This window comes from Salinimonas marina, from assembly GCF_015644725.1.
GTDB lineage: Bacteria > Pseudomonadota > Gammaproteobacteria > Enterobacterales > Alteromonadaceae > Alteromonas.
The window spans coordinates 2,356,253-2,380,680 of the sequence record NZ_CP064795.1 but is presented as its reverse complement, the minus strand read 5'-3'; the positions used below and the strand labels follow the sequence as shown (position 1 = coordinate 2,380,680).

Annotated in this window: 22 protein-coding genes, 6 tRNA genes and 1 pseudogene; 11 read left to right on the top strand and 18 right to left on the bottom strand. The window is 50.0% G+C overall.

Annotation, left to right across the window (positions count from 1 at the left end; all coding sequences use genetic code 11):
• Window positions 1-292 precede the first annotated feature (292 nt).
• Window positions 293-975, bottom strand: a pseudogene (locus IT774_RS10665) (cytochrome b/b6 domain-containing protein).
• 375 nt (window positions 976-1,350) lie between these two features.
• Here IT774_RS10665 and IT774_RS10660 point away from each other — a divergent pair.
• The 8 genes from IT774_RS10660 to IT774_RS10625 all read left to right on the top strand — a co-directional run bounded on the left by IT774_RS10660 (window position 1,351) and on the right by IT774_RS10625 (window position 10,517).
• The gene (locus IT774_RS10660) at window positions 1,351-2,199 is read left to right on the top strand and encodes an acyl-CoA thioester hydrolase/BAAT C-terminal domain-containing protein (protein ID WP_195809775.1); all 849 of its coding nucleotides are present in this window, start codon (window positions 1,351-1,353) and stop codon (window positions 2,197-2,199) included.
• 185 nt (window positions 2,200-2,384) lie between these two features.
• On the top strand, window positions 2,385-3,185 hold the full coding sequence (dapB, locus tag IT774_RS10655; protein ID WP_195809774.1) for a 4-hydroxy-tetrahydrodipicolinate reductase: 801 nt from the start codon (window positions 2,385-2,387) through the stop codon (window positions 3,183-3,185).
• Window positions 3,186-3,483: 298 nt separating this feature from the next.
• Window positions 3,484-4,617, top strand: a complete 1,134-nt coding sequence (carA, locus tag IT774_RS10650) for a glutamine-hydrolyzing carbamoyl-phosphate synthase small subunit (protein ID WP_195809773.1) — start codon at window positions 3,484-3,486, stop codon at window positions 4,615-4,617.
• A 12-nt stretch (window positions 4,618-4,629) separates the two neighbouring features.
• Window positions 4,630-7,851: a carbamoyl-phosphate synthase large subunit gene (gene carB, locus IT774_RS10645; protein WP_195809772.1), complete on the top strand. Its 3,222-nt coding sequence runs from the start codon at window positions 4,630-4,632 to the stop codon at window positions 7,849-7,851.
• A 121-nt stretch (window positions 7,852-7,972) separates the two neighbouring features.
• Window positions 7,973-8,449 carry a transcription elongation factor GreA gene (greA, locus tag IT774_RS10640; RefSeq protein WP_195809771.1) on the top strand — a complete coding sequence of 159 codons (477 nt, stop codon included), beginning with the start codon at window positions 7,973-7,975 and terminating at the stop codon, window positions 8,447-8,449.
• A gap of 66 nt (window positions 8,450-8,515) precedes the next feature.
• Window positions 8,516-9,514, top strand: a complete 999-nt coding sequence (locus tag IT774_RS10635) for an alpha/beta hydrolase (protein ID WP_195809770.1) — start codon at window positions 8,516-8,518, stop codon at window positions 9,512-9,514.
• Window positions 9,511-10,071 (top strand): NUDIX domain-containing protein, encoded by a 561-nt coding sequence (locus IT774_RS10630; protein WP_195809769.1) that lies wholly within the window; start codon window positions 9,511-9,513, stop codon window positions 10,069-10,071. The genes IT774_RS10635 and IT774_RS10630 overlap by 4 nt, the downstream gene beginning before the upstream one ends.
• A 2-nt stretch (window positions 10,072-10,073) precedes the next feature.
• Window positions 10,074-10,517, top strand: coding sequence for an RDD family protein (locus IT774_RS10625; RefSeq protein ID WP_195809768.1), 444 nt, complete (start codon window positions 10,074-10,076; stop codon window positions 10,515-10,517).
• On the opposite strand, the gene IT774_RS10620 is transcribed toward IT774_RS10625, so the two are convergent.
• The 7 genes from IT774_RS10620 to miaB all read right to left on the bottom strand — a co-directional run bounded on the left by IT774_RS10620 (window position 10,518) and on the right by miaB (window position 16,850).
• Window positions 10,518-10,964, bottom strand: coding sequence for an Hsp20 family protein (locus tag IT774_RS10620; RefSeq protein WP_195809767.1), 447 nt, complete (start codon window positions 10,962-10,964; stop codon window positions 10,518-10,520).
• A gap of 145 nt (window positions 10,965-11,109) precedes the next feature.
• Window positions 11,110-11,376, bottom strand: a complete 267-nt coding sequence (locus IT774_RS10615; RefSeq protein WP_195809766.1) for a DksA/TraR family C4-type zinc finger protein — start codon at window positions 11,374-11,376, stop codon at window positions 11,110-11,112.
• A gap of 92 nt (window positions 11,377-11,468) precedes the next feature.
• Entirely contained in the window at window positions 11,469-12,968 is a 1,500-nt protein-coding gene (gene lnt / locus IT774_RS10610; RefSeq protein WP_408641214.1) for an apolipoprotein N-acyltransferase, read from the bottom strand.
• 4 nt (window positions 12,969-12,972) lie between these two features.
• Window positions 12,973-13,830: a CNNM family magnesium/cobalt transport protein CorC gene (corC, locus tag IT774_RS10605; protein WP_195809765.1), complete on the bottom strand. Its 858-nt coding sequence runs from the start codon at window positions 13,828-13,830 to the stop codon at window positions 12,973-12,975.
• Between the two features lie 33 nt (window positions 13,831-13,863).
• Window positions 13,864-14,337: an rRNA maturation RNase YbeY gene (gene ybeY, locus IT774_RS10600; RefSeq protein WP_195809764.1), complete on the bottom strand. Its 474-nt coding sequence runs from the start codon at window positions 14,335-14,337 to the stop codon at window positions 13,864-13,866.
• Complete coding sequence (locus IT774_RS10595; RefSeq protein ID WP_195809763.1) at window positions 14,334-15,395, bottom strand: PhoH family protein; 1,062 nt, start codon at window positions 15,393-15,395, stop codon at window positions 14,334-14,336. The genes ybeY and IT774_RS10595 overlap by 4 nt, the downstream gene beginning before the upstream one ends.
• A gap of 18 nt (window positions 15,396-15,413) precedes the next feature.
• Entirely contained in the window at window positions 15,414-16,850 is a 1,437-nt protein-coding gene (gene miaB, locus IT774_RS10590; RefSeq protein WP_195809762.1) for a tRNA (N6-isopentenyl adenosine(37)-C2)-methylthiotransferase MiaB, read from the bottom strand.
• 274 nt (window positions 16,851-17,124) lie between these two features.
• Between miaB and IT774_RS10585 the strand changes: the two genes are divergently transcribed.
• Both IT774_RS10585 and IT774_RS10580 read left to right on the top strand, forming a co-directional pair.
• Complete coding sequence (locus IT774_RS10585) at window positions 17,125-18,288, top strand: FAD-dependent monooxygenase (RefSeq protein WP_195809761.1); 1,164 nt, start codon at window positions 17,125-17,127, stop codon at window positions 18,286-18,288.
• A 2-nt stretch (window positions 18,289-18,290) separates the two neighbouring features.
• On the top strand, window positions 18,291-18,467 hold the full coding sequence (locus tag IT774_RS10580; RefSeq protein WP_195809760.1) for a hypothetical protein: 177 nt from the start codon (window positions 18,291-18,293) through the stop codon (window positions 18,465-18,467).
• A 66-nt stretch (window positions 18,468-18,533) separates the two neighbouring features.
• Here IT774_RS10580 and IT774_RS10575 read toward each other — a convergent pair whose 3' ends face one another.
• Window positions 18,534-19,118, bottom strand: coding sequence for a TetR/AcrR family transcriptional regulator (locus IT774_RS10575; protein WP_195809759.1), 585 nt, complete (start codon window positions 19,116-19,118; stop codon window positions 18,534-18,536).
• A gap of 107 nt (window positions 19,119-19,225) precedes the next feature.
• On the opposite strand from IT774_RS10575, the gene IT774_RS10570 reads away from it, so the two are divergent.
• Window positions 19,226-19,774, top strand: coding sequence for a carboxymuconolactone decarboxylase family protein (locus IT774_RS10570; RefSeq protein WP_195809758.1), 549 nt, complete (start codon window positions 19,226-19,228; stop codon window positions 19,772-19,774).
• Window positions 19,775-20,134: 360 nt separating this feature from the next.
• On the opposite strand, the gene IT774_RS10565 is transcribed toward IT774_RS10570, so the two are convergent.
• The 9 genes from IT774_RS10565 to IT774_RS10525 form a co-directional block, all read right to left on the bottom strand.
• On the bottom strand, window positions 20,135-21,580 hold the full coding sequence (locus IT774_RS10565; RefSeq protein WP_195809757.1) for an alanine/glycine:cation symporter family protein: 1,446 nt from the start codon (window positions 21,578-21,580) through the stop codon (window positions 20,135-20,137).
• 160 nt (window positions 21,581-21,740) lie between these two features.
• A tRNA-Gln gene (locus tag IT774_RS10560) sits at window positions 21,741-21,816 on the bottom strand.
• A gap of 40 nt (window positions 21,817-21,856) precedes the next feature.
• Window positions 21,857-21,933, bottom strand: a tRNA-Met gene (locus IT774_RS10555).
• A gap of 48 nt (window positions 21,934-21,981) precedes the next feature.
• Window positions 21,982-22,057, bottom strand: a tRNA-Gln gene (locus IT774_RS10550).
• A 41-nt stretch (window positions 22,058-22,098) separates the two neighbouring features.
• Window positions 22,099-22,174: transfer RNA gene (locus IT774_RS10545), tRNA-Gln, on the bottom strand.
• 3 nt (window positions 22,175-22,177) lie between these two features.
• A tRNA-Leu gene (locus IT774_RS10540) sits at window positions 22,178-22,262 on the bottom strand.
• A 32-nt stretch (window positions 22,263-22,294) separates the two neighbouring features.
• A tRNA-Met gene (locus IT774_RS10535) sits at window positions 22,295-22,371 on the bottom strand.
• Between the two features lie 192 nt (window positions 22,372-22,563).
• A complete protein-coding gene (locus IT774_RS10530) occupies window positions 22,564-23,430 on the bottom strand; it encodes a peptidylprolyl isomerase (protein ID WP_195809756.1) in 867 nt (288 codons plus the stop codon).
• 614 nt (window positions 23,431-24,044) lie between these two features.
• The gene (locus IT774_RS10525) at window positions 24,045-24,290 is read right to left on the bottom strand and encodes a 2OG-Fe(II) oxygenase family protein (protein ID WP_232364956.1); all 246 of its coding nucleotides are present in this window, start codon (window positions 24,288-24,290) and stop codon (window positions 24,045-24,047) included.
• Between the last annotated feature and the right edge of the window lie 138 nt (window positions 24,291-24,428).

The window sequence follows — 24,428 nt, the reverse complement described above, 5'->3', positions numbered from 1 at the left end:
ACAGCCCCCCGCTCACTACAAAAGTTGGCATCGTAGCCTATTCGCTGGTACTGGCTTAGGGTAACGTTGGTGGCCCATTAAGTGTAGCAATAGCGCTATGGATGGTGGGTGCCAGGTCCCGCGCCCTGATATTACTGCCAGGTCCCGCGCCCTGATATTACTGCCGGCTCGCCGCTGATACCGTGTATTTTAGGGCTTCTTCTAAGCCCGACCCCTTCATAGTCCACAGACCGGAACGGTGCCAGGACAAGTTATACTTAGCTAGGGTGGGCGCGTTACTCAGATGAGCTGATTAATAATACACTTCCTGTTCCACGGGAGCGCCGGGTGCTACCGCCACAATATAGTAGGTGAGGGCCGCACTGAGCAGCGCCAGCACCACTGCCAGAATGATTCTGGACGATGGGATGGGAGTGGAAGGGGTGACCTTCTTGCCATGAAACATCGAAGCGACCAACGGCTGACGTTTATAGAAGGTGTAAAAGCCAATTGCGGCAATGTGCAATGCAATAATCACCAATAACACATTGAAGCTTTGATGATGAATAAAGCTCATCTGCGATTGTGTCTGTTCACTGACCACATGATACCAGGGCCCCTGCATAAAAATATCATCGGTCATAAATAAGCCACTGGCGGCTTGTAATGCGACCAGCATCAGCATAATCAACACCATCCATCCGCCTAAGGGTTGTGGCCGGTATACGGGGCGCTATGCCGACTGAGTATTTGCCGGGAATAGCGCCAGACCTGCGCCGGCCCGGTCACAAATGAACGAAAGCGGGCATATTCGGGGCCCAGAAAACCCCAGCCAAAACGAAAGATAATAAGTCCCAATAAAAAGTACCCGGCGTAAAAATGCCACTGCATGGCATCGTCCAGCCATTCCGCCGTTACATACTGCACCACCAGACCAGCAACCAATAGCCAATGAAAAAAACGGGTGGGGAGATCCCAGATCAGGCTGGCACGCATAAATAGTAAGGTCCTGTAATAATTCGCCGCAGAGCTATAGATTGCGAAATCACAGCGCTAAAAACAAGCCGTTAACCGACTTTTTATTGGTGGAGGTGGTTTTGCTCTGATACCAAAGCCAGGCTTTGCACTGTGTTGAGAGCACTCTTAACCGTGGCAAGGTAGTGCTTTTGGCCCGTTAGCTGACATTGGAAGCCGCAAACGACCAGCACCTTGATGCTGGCGTTTTTTTGTTCGTTATGGTCTTTGATGTTTTATGCGGGTACCAGCCGCTGTTTACTGGTAGTTAGCTGCAGAATCGGGTACAACATGAAACCACCGGTTGTGGGGACACCCCAACAGCAATAAAGGACTTTTTAATAAGGATATTTTTAAATGAAACCGTTGAATCTCGCCCGGGCAGCCATGCTGCTTGCTATTTTGGTGACATGCCAACCCTTGGCCGCGCCTAAGCCTGTGTCTATAGATACGCAAGAGTTTGTGGCCAATTATTACCCCGGCTCAGATACTGCAGTCAAACAGGTGGTGATGGTGTTAGGCGGCTCAGAAGGCGGACTGCCTGTAAAGCTGGCGCAGGCGGTGGCCGATCAGGGCTATCCGGCGCTGGCCCTGGCCTACTTTAAAAAAGAAGGGTTACCTGAAGAGCTGGAAAACATTCCACTGGAATATTTCACCAAAGCTAAGTCGTGGCTTATGCATAATGAACAGGTGAACGCTGACCAAATCGTGCTGCTGGGGTGGTCTAAGGGCGCTGAGCTGGCACTGCTGCTGGCCTCAACCGACTCTGATTTTCGTCATGTGGTAGCTATAGCCCCCAGTTCGGTAGTCTGGGCGGGGATCCTCAATGACTGGCAAAAAGTGCCAGGCTCAAGCTGGACGCAAGGCAGTAAGCCCCTGGCGCACGTGCCCTTTAACCCGAACGCGCCGGTTACCAGCCTGCTTGACCTGTATACACAATCGCTGGATAACAGAGCCGATAATGGTCAGGCTGATATTCCCGTAGAAAATATCAAAGGTAAGGTATTTCTCTATTCCGGAGGCCAGGATAAAATCTGGCCCTCATCACGAATGGCTTCTGCTATCTGTGAAAAGATGCAGAGTAATGAAACGTCCAGTTGTAATCATTATGATCACAAAGAGTTAGATCATTTACTGGATTATAAGTTTCTGGACCCTTCCCATCCCCTGAACAAAAGCTTTGCACAAAGTCTGAAAGGCCTTTGAAAAACTATTGCCCGACCCTGACAAACGCTTGGACAGACGGCATTAACCAGGCAATATGACCTCTAAACATGTTGCGCACGCCGTTTATCCCCTAACGAAGATAATTTTCTTAATTTGAATGGGTCCGGTTGCATAGCCGCGTTTATCAGGCAAAATGCGGATAAACCAACAAATTAAGAGACACCATGAAGGTAGGACTATTTGGCGCCAACGGGCGTATGGGACGAGTGTTGATTGAAGCGGTGCAACAACACCAGGACACCGAATTGAGTGTGGCCACGGTTCGCGATGATTCAAACTGGGTAGGGATGAATGTGGGCGAGCTGGCAGGGATTGGCACCTTACCGGTAACCTGTCAGGCATTCAGTCAACTGGACGCCAGTCAGGCAGATGTAATGATTGATTTCACACTGCCGGCGGCACTTGATAGTAATCTTAGCTGGTGTGTAAACAACAAAGTGCCCATGGTCATCGGCACCACCGGTCTGTCAAAGGCACAGCTAAACGCCCTAGAGCAGGCCAAAGCGCATATCCCTATTGTTTTTGCCGCCAATTACAGTGTGGGCATCAATCTGATGCTGGCGCTGGTGCGTCAGGCCGCCAAAGCATTAGGAGATACTGCAGATATCGAAATTACCGAAGCCCACCATCGATTCAAAAAAGATGCGCCTTCTGGCACGGCCATGGCGATTGGTGAAGCCATTGCCGATGAGCTGGACCGTGATTTGTCGCAGTGTGCGGTGTACGGTCGCGAAGGTGAAGAGCCTGAGCGCGACCAGCAAACCATCGGCTTTGCCACAGTGCGCGGAGGCGACATTGTAGGGGAACATACGGCGCTGTTTGCCGATATTGGCGAACGACTGGAAATTACGCACAAAGCGTCCAGTCGGCTGACCTTTGCTCAGGGCGCAGTGAAAGCGGCCGTGTGGCTGCACCACCAAACCCCCGGTTTGTATGGCATGAGTGATGTAATAGGTCTGGACTAGCGGCATGATGGCGTCAGCGCTAAAGTGGCTTAATATAGATTTTTAGCCACTTTAGCGAGAAAATCTGCCAAAAGCCCTGTTTTTGGCATTTTTACAAAATCGGGTTAGACCGCGTTTAAGAATTACTATATACTTCACGGAATTTGCCAGAATTTTGCGCTGTAGAGTTCTACAACGCAGGTTTATTAGCTGCAAAGACTGCAAACGGAAAGCAGGTTTAGCGTCTGTTTTTTCCGGTTTTTTGTGCGTTTTGGTTATCTAATCAAAACACTCGGTTATCCTTATTTTGGAGGTTGACTTGGCTAATTCTGCCCTTTTGGTGTTAGAGGACGGTTCTGTTTTTAAAGGTACGGCAATTGGTGCCACAGGCACGGCCGTTGGGGAAGTCGTTTTTAATACTTCCATGACCGGTTACCAGGAAATCCTCACCGACCCCTCTTACGCTGAACAAATCATCACCCTGACTTATCCCCACATCGGTAATACCGGTATCAATCTAGAAGACGTTGAAGCTGACCAGATACGCTCCAAAGGTCTTATCATTCGCGAACTACCGCTGATAGCCAGCAATTTTCGTCAAACCCAGTCTTTGTCTGATTATCTGAAACAACATAATGTGGTTGGCATCGCAGATATCGATACCCGGCGTCTCACGCGTTTATTGCGCGACAAAGGCGCTCAGAATGGCTGCATTGTGTGTACTGATGAACTTGACGAACAGGCGGCATTACAGCAAGCCAAAGCGTATCCGGGATTAAAAGGCATGGATTTAGCCAAAGAAGTCTGCAGTAAAGAAATCAGTCAGTGGGATGGCGGCGTCTGGAAACTTGGCGAAGGCTATGTAAAACCTGCTGAAGCGCCAAAATATCATGTTGTGGCCTATGACTATGGTGTAAAGCACAATATTTTACGGATGCTGGTGGATCGTCACTGCAAGATCACCCTGGTGCCCGCCCAGACCCCAGCCGATGAGGTTTTGGCGATGCAGCCCGATGGCGTATTTTTGTCAAATGGTCCGGGCGATCCAGAGCCGTGTGATTATGCCGTTGAAGCCATTAAAACCATTGTAGATGCCAACATTCCGACATTTGGCATCTGCTTAGGTCATCAGTTGCTGGCCATTGCCAGTGGCGCCAAAACTGTGAAGATGAAATTTGGCCATCATGGTGCTAACCATCCTGTAAAAGACTTGCAGAAAGGCAACGTCATGATCACCAGTCAAAACCATGGTTTTGCGGTAGATGAGTCCACTTTGGGCGATAACCTTGAAATTACTCATATTTCTTTGTTTGATAAATCCCTGCAAGGCATCCACCGTAAAGACAAACCGGCGTTCAGTTTTCAGGGTCACCCTGAAGCCAGCCCGGGGCCGCAAGATGCCGGTCCGTTGTTTGACCACTTTATCGATCTCATCAAGCAAGCAAAGCAGTAGGACAAGCCCGTTATGCCAAAACGTACCGACTTAAAAAGTATCCTGATTCTTGGTGCCGGACCTATTGTCATTGGCCAGGCCTGTGAATTTGATTATTCTGGTGCACAGGCGTGTAAAGCGCTGCGCGAAGAAGGGTACCGGGTTATTCTGGTTAACTCGAATCCCGCCACCATCATGACCGACCCGGAAATGGCTGATGCTACCTATATCGAGCCTATTCACTGGGAAGTCGTGCGCAAGATTATCGAAAAAGAACGCCCGGATGCAATTTTGCCCACCATGGGCGGCCAGACCGCATTGAACTGTGCGCTGGAACTTGACCGCGAAGGCGTATTGACCGAATTTGATGTAGAACTTATCGGCGCGACGGCGGATGCCATCGACAAAGCCGAAGATCGTCATCGTTTTGATCAGGCCATGCGCAATATCGGACTTGAATGTCCCCGTGCGGAAATTGCCCACAGCATGGAAGAAGCCCACGATGTACTTTCGCGGATTGGGTTTCCCTGTATTATTCGCCCCTCATTTACCATGGGTGGTTCAGGTGGCGGCATTGCTTACAATATCGACGAGTTTAACGAAATTTGTCATCGTGGTCTGGATTTATCGCCTACCAAAGAGTTGCTCATTGATGAGTCACTGATTGGCTGGAAAGAGTACGAAATGGAAGTGGTGCGCGATAAAAATGATAACTGCATCATTGTTTGTACCATCGAAAACTTCGATCCGATGGGGGTGCACACCGGCGACTCTATTACTGTAGCGCCGGCGCAAACCCTTACCGATAAAGAATTTCAGATTATGCGTAATGCGGCCATGGCGGTGTTACGTGAAATTGGGGTGGAGACCGGCGGTTCCAATGTGCAGTTTGGTATAGACCCGCAAACCGGTCGCATGGTGATAATTGAAATGAATCCGCGGGTATCGCGCTCTTCGGCGCTGGCATCTAAGGCCACCGGGTTCCCGATTGCCAAAATCGCCGCCAAACTGGCGGTGGGCTATTCCCTTGATGAGCTGGACAATGATATCACTGGCGGCCTGACCCCGGCATCATTCGAGCCAGCCATTGACTATGTGGTTACCAAGATTCCACGCTTTAACTTCGAAAAATTTGCCGGCGCCAATGATCGGCTGACCACGCAGATGAAATCGGTGGGCGAAGTCATGGCGATTGGCCGTAATCAGCAGGAATCGTTGCAAAAAGCCTTACGGGGCCTGGAAGTAGGGGCCACCGGGTTAAACCCCATGGTCAACCTGGAGGATCCCGATGCCCGCAATAAGCTGGTGTATGAACTGCGTGAGCCGGGGGCGGAGCGAATTTGGTACATTGCTGATGCCTTCCGGTTAGGCATGGATGTGGAAGAGATTTTCAATCTGACCAATATCGATAGATGGTACCTAGTGTTGATTGAAGAGCTGGTGCAGCTGGAACAGGAAGTCATCGATAAAGGCATCAGCGCCATCGATGCGGACTTAATGCAAAAGCTCAAACGCAAGGGGTTTGCCGATGCCCGGCTGGCTGAGCTGACCAAAGTAGCCGAAAGCGATGTACGCAATGTTCGCCACGGCTTTGATATCCACCCGGTTTACAAACGTGTAGACACCTGCGCGGCAGAATTTGCCACCAGTACGGCCTACATGTACTCCACTTACGATGAAGAGTGTGAGTCCCAGCCTACTGACAATGAAAAAATCATGGTGCTGGGCGGTGGTCCAAACCGTATAGGTCAGGGTATCGAATTTGACTATTGCTGTGTGCATGCGGCGTTGGCAATGCGCGAAGATGGTTACGAAACCATTATGGTGAACTGTAACCCTGAAACCGTGTCGACCGACTATGACACCTCCGATCGTTTGTACTTTGAACCAGTCACCCTTGAAGATGTACTTGAAATTGTCGCCAAGGAAAAGCCTAAGGGCGTGATTGTTCAGTACGGGGGCCAGACCCCGCTTAAGCTGGCGCGTGATCTGGAAGCCAACGGCGTACCCATCATCGGTACTTCACCCGATGCCATAGACCGCGCCGAAGATCGCGAACGTTTTCAGCAGATGATCAATAAGCTGAATCTGAAGCAGCCTGCCAACGCTACGGTGAGCAATATTCAGGAAGCAGTCGAGTGTGCTGATGCCATCGGTTTTCCGCTGGTGGTCAGACCCTCTTATGTACTGGGCGGTCGCGCCATGGAAATTGTTTACGACATGAAAGACCTTAAGCGCTATCTGACCGATGCGGTGAAGGTCTCGAATGACTCGCCAGTACTGCTGGACCGATTCCTGGACGACGCGATTGAAGTCGATGTTGATGCGGTGTGTGATGGCAAGGATGTGGTGATTGGCGGTATCATGGAGCATATCGAACAAGCGGGTGTGCACTCTGGGGACTCAGCCTGTTCCTTGCCGCCTTACTCGCTGTCACCTGAAATTCAGGACATCATGCGCCAGCAGGTAAAAGACATGGCGCTGGAGCTGGGTGTGGTGGGGCTGATGAACACGCAGTTTGCTATTAAAGACAATGAAGTTTATCTGATTGAGGTCAACCCAAGGGCTGCGCGAACGATCCCGTTTGTGTCTAAAGCCACCGGAGTGCCGCTGGCAAAAGTTGCCGCGCGCGCCATGGCTGGGGTGTCTTTGGCCGATCAGGGCCTGACTGAAGAAGTCATTCCACCGTTTTACTCGGTCAAAGAAGTGGTGTTGCCATTTGCCAAATTCCAGGGGGTTGATCCCCTGCTGGGCCCGGAGATGCGTTCCACCGGTGAGGTTATGGGCGTGGGTGAAACCTTCGAAGAAGCCTATGCTAAGGCCAACCTTGGTGCCAGCGCGCCACTACCACGTGCGGGTAAAGTTCTGTTGTCGGTGCGTGATACGGATAAAAACCGGGTTATTGAACTGGCACGGCTATTGGTTGAAAATGGCTTTGAGATTGAGTCTACCCGTGGCACGGCGACCACCTTGTATGATGCCGGTATTATCAGCAGCGTGGTTAATAAGGTTTCAGAAGGTCGGCCAAATATTGTCGACTCAATTAAAAACGGCGTGTACGATTATATTATCAACACCACCGAAGGGCGGCAGGCGATTACCGACTCGGTGTACATCCGCCGCGAAGCGCTACTGAACAAAATTACTTATACGACTACCATGAATGCTGCCTTTGCCACCGTTCAGGCAAAATCTGCAGATGATCGTAATCGGGTAACTTCTGTTCAGGCATTGCATGCGCGTATGAAACAGTAATGACAACCTTCAGGATACGAGGTATCCTGTTGGCATAATTAGGAAAAGAAATGTGCGCCTTCCAGGCGCACTTTTTTTGATCGTGTTTTAGTATAAACAGACATAAAAGTGAGACAAACCTATGGCTCAGTATCCTATGACTGCTCACGGGGCAGAGCTTCTGCGCAATGAGCTTAATGAACTGAAATCTGTGACCCGGCCACGTATTATTCAATCTATTGCCGAGGCACGTGAGCATGGTGATTTAAAAGAAAATGCGGAATATCACGCGGCCCGTGAACAGCAAAGTTTTTGTGAAGGCCGGATTCAGGATATCGAAGGAAAACTTTCCAACGCTCAAATTATCGATGTCACCAAGATGGAAAATACCGGCAAGGTTATCTTTGGTACCACCATCACCATCATGAACCTGGAAACCGATAAAGAAACGCGTTATCGGATTGTGGGCGACGATGAAGCCGACATTAAAAATAATCTGATTTCGGTGAATTCTCCCATTGCCCGGGGGTTAATTGGCAAAGAAGTTGATGATGTGGTGACGATTCAAACTCCAAAAGGTGCTGTGGAGTTTGAGATTATTGAAGTCGAGTACATCTGAATAAAAGGGAGCAAAGGCTCCCTTTTTTGATTGGCATAAATAGCACGTATAACCGCAGGGGCAGCAATGCTGAAAAATACGCTGGCAGCACTCTTTTTTGCATTGGCACTTTTTTCGGGTGGCTGTGCCAGCTATGTTGCGAAGCAGATTACTTCAGCAAAGACTCAGTTGGTCTTTGAACAAAATAACGCGACACCGCCATTTACCATCACTCGCCATCGTTATTGTAATGAGCAGTTTACCTATTGTCTGCCTTACCTGTCTTCCAAACCGTCCGAGCCTTTTACGCCGTCGATGTTTTCCGCCTCGGTCGCAGCGACAACCGGACAGGGAGAACACTGGGAAAAGTCAATTGTGGTTGATAAAAAATGGCAAAATGCCTTCACCGGCAGCGTCATTTTGTTACCCGGACATGGAAGTTCTAAGGACAGTTGGCGGCCCATGATGCAGTACCTGAATTTTCTGGGTTTTGAAACCATAGCGGTAGACTTAATGGGGCAGGGCGAATCCAAAGCGCCCTATGGATTTGGTATGCAGGATGCCAGACCGCTTAGCCACTTTATTGAACAACAGACTGCCGCCAATAACGGGCCGCTGATTATTGTAGGCCATTCAATCGGCGCACTGACGGCCCTTGAGACTAAGCAGGTTTCCAGCGTCATCGATGCGGCGGTATTGCTTGCGCCCATGCGTCAATTTGAAGATGCCACGGTGGCTGCGGCCAAAACCTATCGTCCGTTTGCGGCCTTGCTGATGCCTGATAGTGTACTGCGCACAGGGGCACGGCAGGCATTAACCAGCGCGGGCGTCGCACCGCGGCGCACCGATGTCGTTGCGCTTGCCAAATCGGTGGAGATTCCGATCATGCTGGTTGCCGGCGCCCAGGACACCATTTCTAATGTTGATAATGATTTGTTGTGGCAGGGTGTAGACGTTTATCGGGTGGTGAACAAGCAAGACTCCCATATGTCGGTTATAACCGTGGATGCCGGGTTCCATCATCATTTTACCCAATGGCTACAGGCTCGGGTAATTAGCCGCCTGCCGGTAAAGGAAAGCTCATGAGCACTAACTCTGCACATGCTCCAGAGATAACCACCACCGACTCTGAGGTTGTTTACCAAAACAAATGGATTCGGGTGCGAGAAGACAAAATTCAGCGTGCAAGTGGCGCTGAGGGTATCTACAGTGTGGTTGAGAAACCGGATTTTGCGATTGTGTTACCGGTAGATGGCGACCATATTTATATGGTGGAGCAATATCGGTACCCGGTGGGGGTTCGGCAGCTGGAGTTTCCGCAGGGCACCTGGGACGATAATCCCGGGGTTGATCCGCAAACCCTGGCTAAGGGCGAGCTTCGTGAAGAAACCGGTTTAGAGGCTAAGAGCTGGACCTACATCGGCTTTCAATACCTGGCTCCGGGATTGTGCAATCAGGGCTATCATATTTATCTGGCCCAGGAGTTTACCCAGGGCGCTCAGCAGCTCGATGCTGAAGAGGAAGGACTGACAGTACACCGGTTGCCAGTGTCTCTGCTAATTGAAAAATTTAAGGCCGGCGAAATTACCGATGCCAGTACCTGTAATGCTTTTGGGCAGGCTCGTTTACAAGGATTAATATAGTCATGAGTATGTTTGGGGTCACCCCAGCCGGTTTTATCCTGCGCTTTCTGGCGGTGGTGCTGGATTGTCTGTTGTTTTTTTTGTTTGTGACCGTACCGGTAGCACTGGTTTCCGGGACAATTTCCCTGGCCGGTTCTGATAACCCGATATGGATGAACATTGGGCTGGGATATTTACTGCCGTTTATTATTACCCTGTGGTTCTGGCAAAAATATCTGGGTACCCCAGGCAAACTGATGATGGGGATTCAAATTGTCGATATGCGCACCGGCCGCAAGCCATCGGTGTTCAAATCAACCCTTCGTTATTTTGCTTATCTGGTTTCCATCGCCCCGTTTTTCTTAGGCTTTATCTGGATAGCTTTTGATAAAAACAAACGCGGCTTTCACGATTACATTTCGGGTACCGCGGTAATTAAACGGGTACCCGAATATATAAAACGTTAATTAACGATTAGTAAGCAGGTTGCCATCAATTTTTATCTGACGCGGCTTTTGTGCCTCTGGTATTAGCCGCTCCATATCAATATGCAACAGACCATGCTCCATATCAGCCCCGAGCACCTTCACATTATCGCCAAGCTGAAACTTGCGCTCGAAACTGCGATCTGAGATGCCTTTGTGCAAATACGTACGTTCTTCGCCGCTATCCTGCGCCGTGGGTTTCTGACCGGTGATGGTCAGGGTGTTTTCCAGCATTTCAATATTAATATCATCCTGCCTAAAGCCGGCTACCGCCATCGTGATCCGGTATTTATTTTCCGCCAGCAACTCGATGTTGTAAGGCGGGTAAGAGCTTTGTTTTTCGGCGCGGTTGGCCGCATCAATCAGGGTGGCTAAATGATCAGAACCAATAAACGAACGATACAGAGGAGTCATGTCTACAGAGCGCATATACCTATCCTATTAAGCAAAAGGTGAAAAGATCTGGCCTTGCTAAGAAGCACCAGTTAATTCATACAATAAGGCTTTGTACCGGTAATTCAAGGAAGGATTAGAACCAGCGGGCTTGTTTTTGGCATAGCCTCAAGCGATGTGATTAGCGCAGCTGGCTATCTTTACTGGCGCGCCGGTTGATAGAAGAATGCTTTACAGCTTTCTTTTCTTCTTCACTTTGACATTGGATACACAACTGGACGCCGGGCATAGCGACACGCCGGGCTTCCGGGATAGGTTCATCACATAAATCACAAAACTCAGCGCTCTCACCGCTAGGCATATTACTTTTTGCCCGGGCCAGCGCATCTTCGACACTGGCATCAATCTGATCCTGCACTGCGCCGTCTTTCGCCCAGCCGCCTGCCATAGTGTTTCTCCCCAGCCTAAACAATTACTATCGTGGCAACCGCCAAAACAGATCAATTCAGCAGGGTGATAAGGCTGAGCCGAAGGGACAGATTACTGACGCCGCTGCTGGGCCCAATATCCGCCTATCAATGCCACCATAAGCAGTAAGGCCATGGGCAGGTCCCCGGCATAACGATACGGTGTCATACCACGGGTGATGTCGACTTGGTCGGCAATCGCGCCTTGCTGAAACTGAGGCAAACGGCTGGTGATGACTCCATTGGCATCAATAAAAGCGGTAATGCCGTTATTGGTCGCCCGTATGACCGGTTTGCCCATTTCCAGTGCCCGGGTCTGGGCAATTTGCAGATGCTGTGCCGGCCCGTGTGAGTGACCAAACCAGGCGTCATTACTGACGGTAAGTAAAATATCCGTATTGTTGAGAATATTGGTCGCCACCTGTCTTGGAAAGGCAATTTCAAAACAAATAGCCGGTGCCAGGCGTAACCCGTTCGCCAGCAGATTCGTTTGCTGGTAATCGCCGCGGGTAAAAGACGACATCGGCAAGTCGAACAGGGGGGCCAGCGGGCGTAAGATATCTTCAAACGGAACAAACTCACCAATTGGCAACAAATGGTGTTTTTCGTAGCGGTTGGTCCCGGCGTAGCGATAGTCGCCACCAGATTCTTTATCCTGCTGCCCTAACACAATTAACGAGTTCCAGGTCTGCTGACTCTCAAAGTTGTAATTCACTATGCCGGAGATAATCGCCGTTTGCTGTTGCGCCGCTTCGCTGTCAAGTTCACGCAGCCAGGCGCGGGATAGATATTCCAGTTTTGGAATGGCGGCCTCCGGCCAGATAATCAAATCGTTATTCAATAACGGCTGGGTCAGCGAGCGGTATGTGTTCATGATGGGCTGGTCCTGCTCAGGCTGCCAGCGCACAGATTGTTCTATATTACCCTGCACCATTGCAACATCTACCGTCTTATGGATGGTTACCCATTGCACGTGCTGCAGCGCCCAGCCACTACCAAAAACCAGCGCCAGCGACAACAGCGCCGGCACAAATCGGCGTTTGGTGAGCCACACCGCACAGCCGGTGGCAACAAAGATAAGCAGTGCGCTCACCCCGGTTTCCCCAATAACCGGAAACCAGCCGGCTAACGGCGAGTTAAGCTGACTGTAACCTACCGACAGCCACGGAAAACCCGTTAGCACCCAGCTGCGAAGCCATTCGCCGATAAACCACCAGGCTGGCAACGCCAGCGGCCACAAGGCCGGTTTAAAAAGACGTTTGGTAAGATAAAATGCCAAGGCCGGATACAGCGCCAGATAACTACATAAAACCACCATCAGGCCGATCGACGCGGCCAAAGGCAGTCCACCAAAGTCGGCAATACTCACATGCACCCAGCTGATGCCTGCCCCAAACCAGCCTAAGCCAAAGAGCCAGCCGGTTTTGAATCCCTGATCAGGACGGCGGTGTAACTGACGCACGGCCACCATTAAGCCTAACAGCGAAACCGGCCACAATAAAAACGGCGCATACGCGAGGGTAAGACTGGCCCCGCTAAGCAATAGCAGGGCGGCAGAGATTAACGAGTTCAGGGGATCACTCCAACGAGGGGATAGTCACTTTAAGTTGCACCAGCCGACGTTTGTCAGAGTGGGTGATTTTAAAGTTGATATCGCCAATGGCAATCTCTTCATTGGTGGAAGGCATATGACCAAAGGCTTTCAGCACAATGCCGCCAATGGTGTCGGCTTCTTCTTCACTGAAACTGGTTTCAAAAAAGCTATTAAAATCTTCCACCGGCGTCAGTGCTTTCACCGAATAGGTATATTTGTTGAGCGGCCGGATATCGTCGGTACCGTCATCTTCGGTGTCGTATTCATCTTCAATTTCGCCGACGATAAGCTCCAGAATATCTTCAATCGTCACCAGGCCTGAGACACCGCCGTATTCGTCCACCACAATGGCCATGTGATAGCGCTGTTGGCGAAACTCTTTGAGCAGAACATCAACCCGCTTACTTTCAGGAACAATCACGGCTGGCCGCAATACCGCCCGCAGCAAAAATTCCTTTTCGGTGTTGAACATGTAGGCCAGTAAATCTTTGGCCAGCAGAATACCTTCGATGTGGTCTTTATCTTCGCTGATAACAGGAAAACGGGAGTGAGCAGATTCGAGCATAATAGGCAGAAATTCTTCTACCTTCTGATCGATATCAATGGTGGTCATCTGCGTGCGCGGGATCATAATATCCCTCACCCGCATTTCATTTACCCCGATGACGCCTTCAATCATCTCGCGGGTTTGGGGATCAATTACTTCGCGCTGTTCGGCCTCAGTAATGACTTCTACCAGTTCTTTTTTGCTTTGCGGCTCTCCGGAGAAAGTCAGTTTTAGCTTATCTAACCAACTTTTCGACGAGGAGCCGTTGGTAGAGTGGGGGTTATCGTCGCTCATAGTATCCGTTTTTGTTTATTTCCAAGGTTCAAGTTAATGATCTTGATAAGGGTCGTCAATGTCTAATTCAGCCAGTATTTGAATTTCCAGCGCTTCCATCTCTTCTGCCTGGGCATCATCAATATGGTCATATCCCAGCAAGTGTAAGATGCCGTGCACAATCATATGGGCATAATGATGCTTCACTGGCTTGCCTTGCTCCTGTGCTTCCTGGCTGATGACCGGAGCACAAATAACCAGATCGCCTAACAATGGCATTTCCATACCGGGGGGCGACTCAAAGGGAAAGGAGAGAACATTGGTGGGTTTGTCTTTGCCTCTGAACTGGCTGTTCAACGCCTGCGACTCGTCAATACCGACAAATCGCAGGGTCATTTCCTGATCGAACAGATCGAGCATGACAAAGACCATGTCCGCCCAATGTTGTAGCTGACTGGCAGCAGGGATGTCGGCGGCAATTGCCGGGTCATCCTCGTAGGCTAACTGCAAGTCAATTAACGCCGTCACGAGGGTTTTGATTCGCTATAGTCGCGGGCCATTGCCTGCCTTTTGGTCTCTTCCCGGCGGGCTATCTGAGCAGCTTCCTGCTCAGCATCATGGCGTTCGTACGCTTGCACAATACGTGCAACCACAGGGTGACGTACCACATCCGTGGCAGTGAAAAAGTTAAACGAAATATCATTCACATTTTTCAGAACATCGATGGCATGGCGTAAGCCTGACCGGGCGCCCTTAGGCAAATCAATCTGGGTAATATCACCAGTGATGACGGCTTTTGAATTAAAGCCAATCCGGGTCAGGAACATTTTCATTTGTTCGGTGGTGGTATTCTGACTTTCATCTAAAATGATGAAGGCATCATTTAGCGTACGCCCACGCATATAGGCAAGGGGCGCCACTTCAATCACATTGCGCTCCATCAGTTTTTCCACTTTTTCAAAACCCAGCATTTCAAACAGGGCATCGTAAAGCGGGCGCAGGTAAGGATCGACTTTTTGCGACAAGTCGCCGGGTAAAAAGCCCAGCTTTTCACCCGCTTCCACCGCTGGCCGGGTCAGTAAGATCCGCCGTACTTCCTGGCGTTCTAACGCATCCACGGCCGCGGCAACCGCCAGGTAGGTTTTACCCGTACCGGCCGGTCCAATACCAAAGGCAATATCATGATTAACAATGTTGGCCACATACTGCCCCTGATTGGGGTTTCGTGGTTTTATCACACCGCGTTTGGTCTTGATACTGACTTCTTTGCCTGGCCGGGCAGCACTGTCATCCTGTTCAAGAACCTTTGATTCCTGAATCGCCAGGTGTACCTGTTCAGGGGTAAGTTCTGCAGGCTGACCTTTCACCGGTTGAGTCTCGATGTACAGCAGCTTAAGTAACTCTGCCGCACCACTGGCTTGCTGATCGTCACCCAATACCCGAAAGGCATTATTTCGGTAGGTTATTTCAACACCAAGGCGGCGTTCAATTTGTTTGATGTTGTCATCAAACGGTCCACACAATACTGACAGCCGTTTGTTATCTTCCGGCTCTAATACAATTTCGTTGCTAACCAAATTACTCAAGCTGCTTGTTTCCTCGCTTTAAACTGATGGAACAAACTGACCCACACCGAGGGCGTCAGGTTGTTCAGATTGACGTTTCGCCGTTATAGATTGGGGTGAAACTGCCACACGCAACCCCATTTCGCTTTCCCGACGAATAACATCGCCGCGCAGTGAATTGGTAAAGACATCGGTGATGTTCACATCCACAAATTCACCAATCATATCCGGGGTGCCTTCAAAGTTAACCACCCGATTATTCTCTGTACGACCAGAAAGCTCCATTGGGTTCTTTTTCGACGGGCCTTCCACCAGAATCCGCTGCTCGGTGCCTACCATATGGCGGGCAATACGTAACGCCTGTTGCGTAATACGTTGCTGCAACAGCTGTAACCGCTGTTTCTTGGTTTGTTCAGAGACATCGTCCACCGCATCGGCGGCCGGTGTGCCAGGACGAGCGCTGTAGATAAAGCTAAAGCTTAAATCAAAATCAATGGCCTGGATAAGATCCATGGTGGCTTCAAAATCGGCATCGGTTTCGCCAGGAAAGCCAATGATGAAATCAGAAGACATACTGATATTGGGACGCACTTTACGTAATTTGCGTACCCGAGACTTATATTCTAATGCCGTGTGACCACGCTTCATCAGCGTTAATACCCGATCTGAGCCACTTTGTACCGGCAAGTGCAGATGATCTACCAGTTCCGGGCTAGTTTCGTAGGCGGCAATAATGTCGTCGGTAAATTCAACCGGGTGGGAGGTGGTGTAGCGAATCCGGTCAATACCATCGATGGCGGCTACCAGTTCCAGCAACTCTGAAAAATAGCAGGTAGAGCCATCGTGGTGCTCACCACGAAATGCGTTTACATTCTGGCCCAGCAGATTCACTTCGCGCACGCCTTGCTCGGCAAGTTGGGCAACTTCTAACAGCACATCGTCCACCGGGCGGCTGACTTCTTCACCCCGGGTATAGGGCACCACGCAGAAGGTACAATATTTAGAACACCCTTCCATAATAGAAACAAAGGCGGTAGGGCCTTCGGCCCGTGGTTCGGGTAAGCGGTCAAACTTTTCAATTTCCGGAAAGCTGATATCCACCACAGATTTGGCACCGCCTTGCAGATCTTTAATCATCTCAGGCAAACGGTGTAAGGTTTGTGGGCCAAAAACCAAATCAACAAACGGGGCGCGTTGACGAATCGCGTCGCCTTCCTGGGAGGCCACACAGCCGCCTACGCCAATGATAAGCTCGGGCTTATGCTGTTTGAGATTCTTCCAGCGTCCCAGCTGATGGAATACTTTTTCCTGGGCTTTTTCCCGTATCGAGCAGGTATTCAGCAAAATGATATCAGCATCTTCTGCCTCTTCTGCGCGGGTATAGCCGTGGGTCGAGTCGAGCAGGTCTGCCATTTTGTCCGAGTCGTACTCGTTCATTTGGCAGCCCCAGGTTTTGATATACAGCTTCTTGGTCATAGCGAATACAGTCAATTCAGGTTCAATCAAGCCCTTTTACAAATGTCCCGGGACGGGTAAAAAGCACGCATCCTGCGCAACGCGTCACTATCAGGTACAAAGGGATCGATAAATGTTCAAAATAGCCGCGTATTTTACCTGCTATAAGCGCGTTTGCCCAGTGATTGTACGGAATCTTAATCGAAAATTACTGGTTACTACGTAAGGGGTATAGCACATCATGACGCAGGCCTGGGTTTAGGTCATAATGGCGGTAACAAGGGCAGGAGAGCATATGTACGATTTTTGTGTGAATGGAGCGGGCATGGTAGGCGCTACGCTGGCATTAGGATTGTTGCGGCAAGGCTATCGGGTCGCGCTGATTGATCCGGCTCCCCCTAAACCGTTTGAACCGGGACAGCCACCGGATTTGCGGGTCAGTGCGTTATCGGCCGGCACCGTGGCCTTATTGCAGTCTTTAGGCGCATGGCAGTCGATCCCTGCTTCGCGGCTACGTGCCTACAATAAGCTTTCGGTGTGGGAAGACCGGCAGTCCACTACCGATTTTGAGGCGCAGCTGCTGGATATGAGTGTGCTGGGCTATTTCTGCGAAAATCGTCTGATTCAGCTGGCATGCTTAGCTGCCATCGCGCTACAACAACATGAGGCAAACCTGACTCAGTTTACCCAAACGCCTGAAACTGTACAGTGGCACGAGCCCCATGGCTGCACTATCGTATTAAACGATAATAGTACCATTGCAGCGCGCTGGCTTATTGGTGCGGACGGCGCGGGCTCATTTGTGCGCCAGCAGGCCGGCATCAGTACCCAAGGCTGGCAATATGGCCAGCAGGCGCTGGGGGTCACGGTAAAAACAGCACAAGCACAGCCTGACTGGACCTGGCAGGAGTTTCACCCAAGTGGCCCACGGGCGTTCTTGCCCATGTACGACAATTTTGGTTCGTTTGTCTGGTATGACAATCCGGCGCGCATCAGACAACTAAAAACGATGAACAATACGCAGTTAAAACAGGCTATTGAAGACGCCTTTCCCCGTATCACCGGTGATTTTGAAATACAGGCCAAAGCCGCCTTTCCGTTAACGCGGATGCATGCTCAGCGCTATTTAAAGCATCAGGCTATTCTGGTGGGCGATGCTGCCCATACCATTAATCCGCTGGCCGGACAGGGGGTAAATATTGGCTTTAAAGATGTACAGGCACTGCTCAATGTTACTCAGCCCAGCGCGGGATTGTTAAAGTACGACAGCCTGAAGCAGCATTACGAACAGCCGCGCCAGCGCGATAACCTGGCCATGATGAGCGCCATGGATGCGTTTTATCTGCTATTTAGTAACCGCTTGGCACCGGCCAAATGGGTGCGAACCGGACTATTGAAAATGACGCAACAAACCGATTTTGCCAAACGTCAAATATTGCAATACGCAATTGGAGAGTAACCGTGGAAGTACTGATTATTCTGGGTGTGCTGTTTTTAGCCCTGTTGGTGGTGGTGCCACTGATTGAACGTTCAAACATGCGCATCAGCAGCGAGACCGCTAGCAAGGTCGCCCGGTGGATATGGCCGCTGATTATGATATCACTGGTTATTCAGCTTATTTACATGATGGCCCGTTAATCTGGGCGTTCAGCGCCCGGGCCATCCCCGGCCTGGCCTTTGGCACCCTGACCCTCAACACCACCATCAGGCGCTATCGGGCCACGAATGCTGCAAATCGATAAGTAGCTTATCGATAAAATAAATAATCTCTTCGTCATTGTTCGATACAAAAGCAGTATTGCGCAGCCCGATAAACTGAATTTGTAGCCATTGCCCTATTTTTTCAGGCGCGGTATGACCGCACACCATCTGTTGTTGCTGTAACGACATCGCCAGCGCAATAAATCCTTGTAACATTTTTGCCATCGCGTCTTCTAATGCCTGCGCGGCTCTGTCTTCCAGCTTGCTGCTTTCGGCCATCGCATTTAGCAGTAAACACTGGCGCTGATAGCGCAGTTCTTCGGGCTTGAGCAACTCCTGAATAAACATTTGTCGGGTCGCAGTCAGTCCATCATCACTTTGCGCACTTTGTTCCAGTCGCGCCAGAATCTGTTCGGCATAGTGCACAATGACCTTTTCAAACAATTCAGATTTACTTTGAAAGCGTGAATACAAACTGCCGGGACGCAGATCGAGGGCGTGTTGGATATCCCGCATGCTGGTGGCCTGATAGCCTTTGCGCCAAAACAGATCGGTGGCGGTATTAAGTAAAGTGGTGCTGTCTGACATAAAACGGTACTGCCTTAATGAATTTGAACAAATGTTCACGGACCCCTTGAACAAGTGTTCAGGAAACCCCAGTATAGTTGCCAAGCGCGAATTAACAGGAGACGCAAATGACCGATTTTACACTTTATGATGAAACGAATGCACCCGAAAAATCAAAAGCCTTACTGGAAGAGTCCAAAAAATCGTTTGGTATGATTCCAAATTTACATGCGGTAATGGCCGAAGCGCCTGGCTTATTAGAAGGCTATCAAAAACTGCATGAGCTGGCGCTGGATTCTTCGTTTAATAAAGAAGAGTTAACCGTGGTATGGCAGACACTGAATGTCGAGCACGAATGTCATTATTGTGTGCCGGCGCATACTGGTATTGCTAAAAGCATGGAAGTCAGCGATGAGCTGATTCAGGAGCTTCGCGATGACAAAACATTGTCCGATGCCAAGCTTAATACCTTGAAAGAGACTGTTCTGGCACTGACTCGTGGTCGCGGCAATGTAGAAGATGAGGTACTAAGCTCATTCTTTGATGCCGGTTTTACCCGTCAGCAGTTGCTGGAAATCATAACCATTATGGCCCAGAAGCTGATGAGTAATTACACCAATCATCTGGCCAACACACCGATTGATGAGCCGTTCAAGAAATTTGAATGGTCTAAGTAATTAGCCTGTCAGGTTTAAAGAAGCGCCCTCGTGGCGCTTTTTTTATGACCGGTCTGGCAGTTGATGAATCTGGGTATATGAATATGAGCTGGTCATTTTGTCTGTCAGTTGGAATACAATGTTCGCATGAGCGCCCCTGCCTGAATCCGGCTACTGTGAATGGCCCTGAAAGAGCAGTGTTAGTTTGCGGCACAAAACCAGTCATGGAGCAAAACTGCTGATAGCGAAAGCACCCGACCTGTCACTCAGGCCGCTTGTTGATATCAAATAAGTCTGCTTCACACTTTAAACTGCCAGACACAAAAAACCGCTGATCGACAAGGCCGATAGCGGTTTTTTAGCAAATTGAAATAAGCCGGGTTACCAAATTCCCTTTTCGGATTTGCCCTGAATCTCGCAATCGCCGGTGGCATATTCCGGACGCTCGCCCCGGTCGAGTTTGCCAAAATAATCCCGGCACACCGCGACAATCGTCGGCGTCAGCCAGATTATTGCAATAATATTGATTACTGACATGAGTCCCAGGGCCATATCCGCCATTGCCCATACCGTGGGCAACGCCGCCATCGAGCCCCATAAGATCATACCCAGATAGCCGGCGGTATAAACCAGTCGCCCGGGTTTGTTATCCAGTTTGAACATATGCAGGTTACTTTCCCCATAGGCATAGTTAGCCACCACCGAGGTAAATGCAAACAAACATATTGCCGCAGAGATAAAGTCAGTGCCTGAAGCACCAATATGGATGCTTAAGGCTTCCTGGGTCAACCCGATTCCTCCCATACCTTCGGCGGCATTTTCTTTACCGGCCAGCAAGATAATAAAAGCGGTACAGGTACATAAAATCATGGTGTCAAAAAACACCCCCAGCATCTGCACATAGCCTTGTGAGACCGGATGGTTAGGATTGGGCGCGGCCCCGGCTGCTGCATGGGGCACACTGCCTGAACCGGCCTCGTTTGAGTACAGCCCCCGTTGGATACCGTTTTTGATAGCGGCGCCCAATGCGCCAGCCCCGGCTTCTTCCAGGCCAAACGCAGAATAAATAATATGCATCAGCATGTCGGGCAGGGCACTTAGATTCATAAAGGTTATGGTCAGTGCCACTAATATATAGCCCACTCCCATGAACGGCACAGCCAGCTCAGCAAAACGTGCAATGCCCCGCAAGCCGCCCACCACAATCATGGCTGCCAGGGCGATGATCGCCACGCCTGAATACAAAGTCGGAATAGCATAGGCATTTTCCAGCGCATCAGTAATAGTGTTGGCCTGTACCGCGCTGAACACAAACCCATAGCCGAAGAACAAGCACAATGAAAATGCCACGGCCAGCCAGGTTTTATTTAACCCTTGTTTGATATAATAAGCAGGGCCGCCGCGAAATTCGCCATTGTCGTCTTTCACCTTATAAAGCTGACCCAGTACACTTTCTGCAAAGCCGGTGGCCATACCAATTAAGGCAATCATCCACATCCAGAAAATAGCGCCGGCACCGCCCAAAGAGATTGCTACTGCTACTCCGGCCAGGTTACCCGTGCCTACGCGAGCCGATAGACTGGTACATAAAGCCTGAAACGAGCTGATACCCTCAGCGGTGGCGGTGGTGCTGCCTTTCATTACCGAAAACATATAACCGAAGTGGCGCAGCTGCACAGCTCGTAATTTCCAGGTAAACCAAAGACCACAAAATACCAGCATATAGATAAGCAGCGGGCCGGTCGCAAAATTCACATCTGCCTGATTGAATGACAGTCCATCCCCCCACAGCACGTTATTAACGGCCGCGACAATATTTTCAATCACTGATTTTCCTTGGGTAGCGTTCTTGTAATGAATAGATATCTTACCACGTGGTGTAGGAACCGAAAGTAGCAGGATTCGGATAACGGATTGCTTTCACAACAATCTGAAAATACAGCTACGGACAGAGTGGCAATAGAGTTTCAAAAGAAATGAAAGAGAATGGCTGGGGTAGCTGGACTCGAACCAACGAATAACGGGATCAAAACCCGCTGCCTTACCAACTTGGCTATACCCCAACAAAAAATCAGCGCAGATACGACTGAACTTATTGGAAAGTGGTGGCTATGGCGAGATTCGAACTTGCGACCCCATCATTATGAGTGATGTGCTCTAACCAACTGAGCTACATAGCCTGATTTGTCTTTCATAAAAAAACCGGTCAAGGGGACCGGTTTTAAATGTGGCTGGGGTAGCTGGACTCGAACCAACGAATAACGGGATCAAAACCCGCTGCCTTACCAACTTGGCTATACCCCAGTTGATAATCACGCAACATAAGCGCAATTACTTAAAAAAAGTGGCTGGGGTAGCTGGACTCGAACCAACGAATAGCGGGATCAAAACCCGGTGCCTTACCAACTTGGCTATACCCCAACATGGTGCGGAAGGAGAGACTTGAACTCTCACGCCGTGAAGCACTGGAACCTAAATCCAGCGTGTCTACCAATTCCACCACTCCCGCACTGTTGAACACTTCTGCTTAAGGGAGAAAAATGGTGGCTACGGCGAGATTCGAACTTGCGACCCCATCATTATGAGTGATGTGCTCTAACCAACTGAGCTACGTAGCCTTGTCACTTTTTCTCTTCCCCTTAAGGAAGTGGCGCGTATTATGCGAATATGGCGGGGTCTCGTCAACCCCTTTTTTACCATCTTTATTTAAGTGCTCACAATATATACCGAAACCATCATTTTTAGCAGTAAGTGTACGAAAATAAGACAGAAAAGCCCTGCTCTGTACTTGGGAACAGACACTCCGGCTATCAGATTTCTTCAACCAGAGTCTGTACATAACAAATATCGATGGCCCGAGGTGCCAGACTTTTGTCTACAAAAAAGCTATTTGATAGTGTTTTAGTCGTCAAAAGCCTATTTTGATACGCTGAATGTCCGGGCAGCTGGATCCTGAAGCGGCGTTGCTGGTCAGCAGGCAAGCTGGTCCCCAATGCTGCACCGACAATGGCACTTGCCTCACCGGGCCGGGAAATGACCCCGCCGTTATCCTTCTCGCCTCGTGGCAAGCGCTGCAGGGCCGCCATCCCGGCAACTACTCTGCCAAAAACCGACATATTACGGTCAAGATGCCGGGGAGCCTGGCCCAACACGATATAAAAGTCGGTAGTGGCAGTATCGGCTTTGTTGTCTCTGGCCATGGCCACCGCGCCGGGGCAGTGAGTCAGCCAATACCCCTGCCGATCGGGTGTGGTACCGGCGGCAAAACCATTGATAAAGCCAGCAACCGGAGCAAATGGTGCCGGACGCTCAACTTCAAAAAAGCCTTCTACCGACGATTTCGAAAACTCTGCCGGCAGGGGAGGGTACGCTTCCCCCTCGGGCTGTTGCGCATTTGCCCCCGCCTGGGCCACAAAGCCTTCTATCACCCGATAAAAATGTTGCTGATTATAAAAGCCCTCACTCACTAATGTTTTGAAGCGTTTCACATGTTCAGGAGCAACACTATCGGTAAGCGCCACTACCACTTGCCCCTGATTGGTGTCGATATATACCAGGTCACTTTGGGGTATCAGGTACCAGAAATCTTTGTCGGCAGCCGTTTCTTCATCACTCGCCGCGCAGGTAACAACTGGCAGCGTAATAAGCAAGCTGAGTAATAACCAAAATTTAAGCATCGCAGAATCCGTACACATTGTTGGGGTTTATAGGTAGCACCTTACGCCTTGCCAGCACAGCTTCGGCTTGGCCATGGTCAGGTTCTGGCTATACAGAATATACACAAGCACTACAAAAGACTATTGATAAACAAACCGACAAATGGCGTCTGGCCAATGCAGCTATACAAAGCAGTGTGCTTAATTGGCTGGCGCCGATACGGCCTTTAGGGCAAATCTCGCCGCGCATGTTAACCGCGCCCGTTACCCACGGCCTTTACCCGACGGTGGCATCCTGTTACCTAAGCCAGCCTGGGTTGCGTAAACCAGTCGGCGACGGTTAGCGCTGATGAGACGACAAAAATAACATCAGGTTAAAGTTCTGAGGCAATCAACAGGTTACAAAAGACTCCGAAAAGCCGATACTGAGTGGCTTGCGCTAGCTATTCAAAAAGCCTTCATACTGACAGGCATTGGTATTGCCCGAGACCTGGATCTGACAGACCCGGCCGTAACACCGGCTTGAGGAGCACCTCAACAGACGATCAAAAACATGCTGCCTGGCAGACCCAAAGACGGTCCCGGGCCCCGCTGTTACCGGCCTGATAGCAAGAACTTTTGGGAAGGGTAACTGTTTATAGTGTAGTGAATTGCCGAATCAGGTTGTGATACACATGATGCAGTTTATCCAACTCGGTGCGCCGCGCAGTGCCACTGGCGATTAAAGCCTGAATAACCTCATCCAATTCATGCAGGCTGGCTCGGGTTGCGGCATCACTGACCATCCTTTGGATCCAGGTGATCACGGCTAACCGTTCTCCCCGGGTTACCGGGGTTACCTTGTGTAAACTGGAAGAGGGATAAAGTATCGGGCAGAACATGAGGCAGAACATGGACAGTCACTGTATGGCAGAACATGGACAGTCACTGTATTAATTATTAATAGCTTCAGGTCATATCGTGAAGCGGCAACTCTATAAAGGCTATGCACCAGAACCCATTAATATATGCCGAACTCA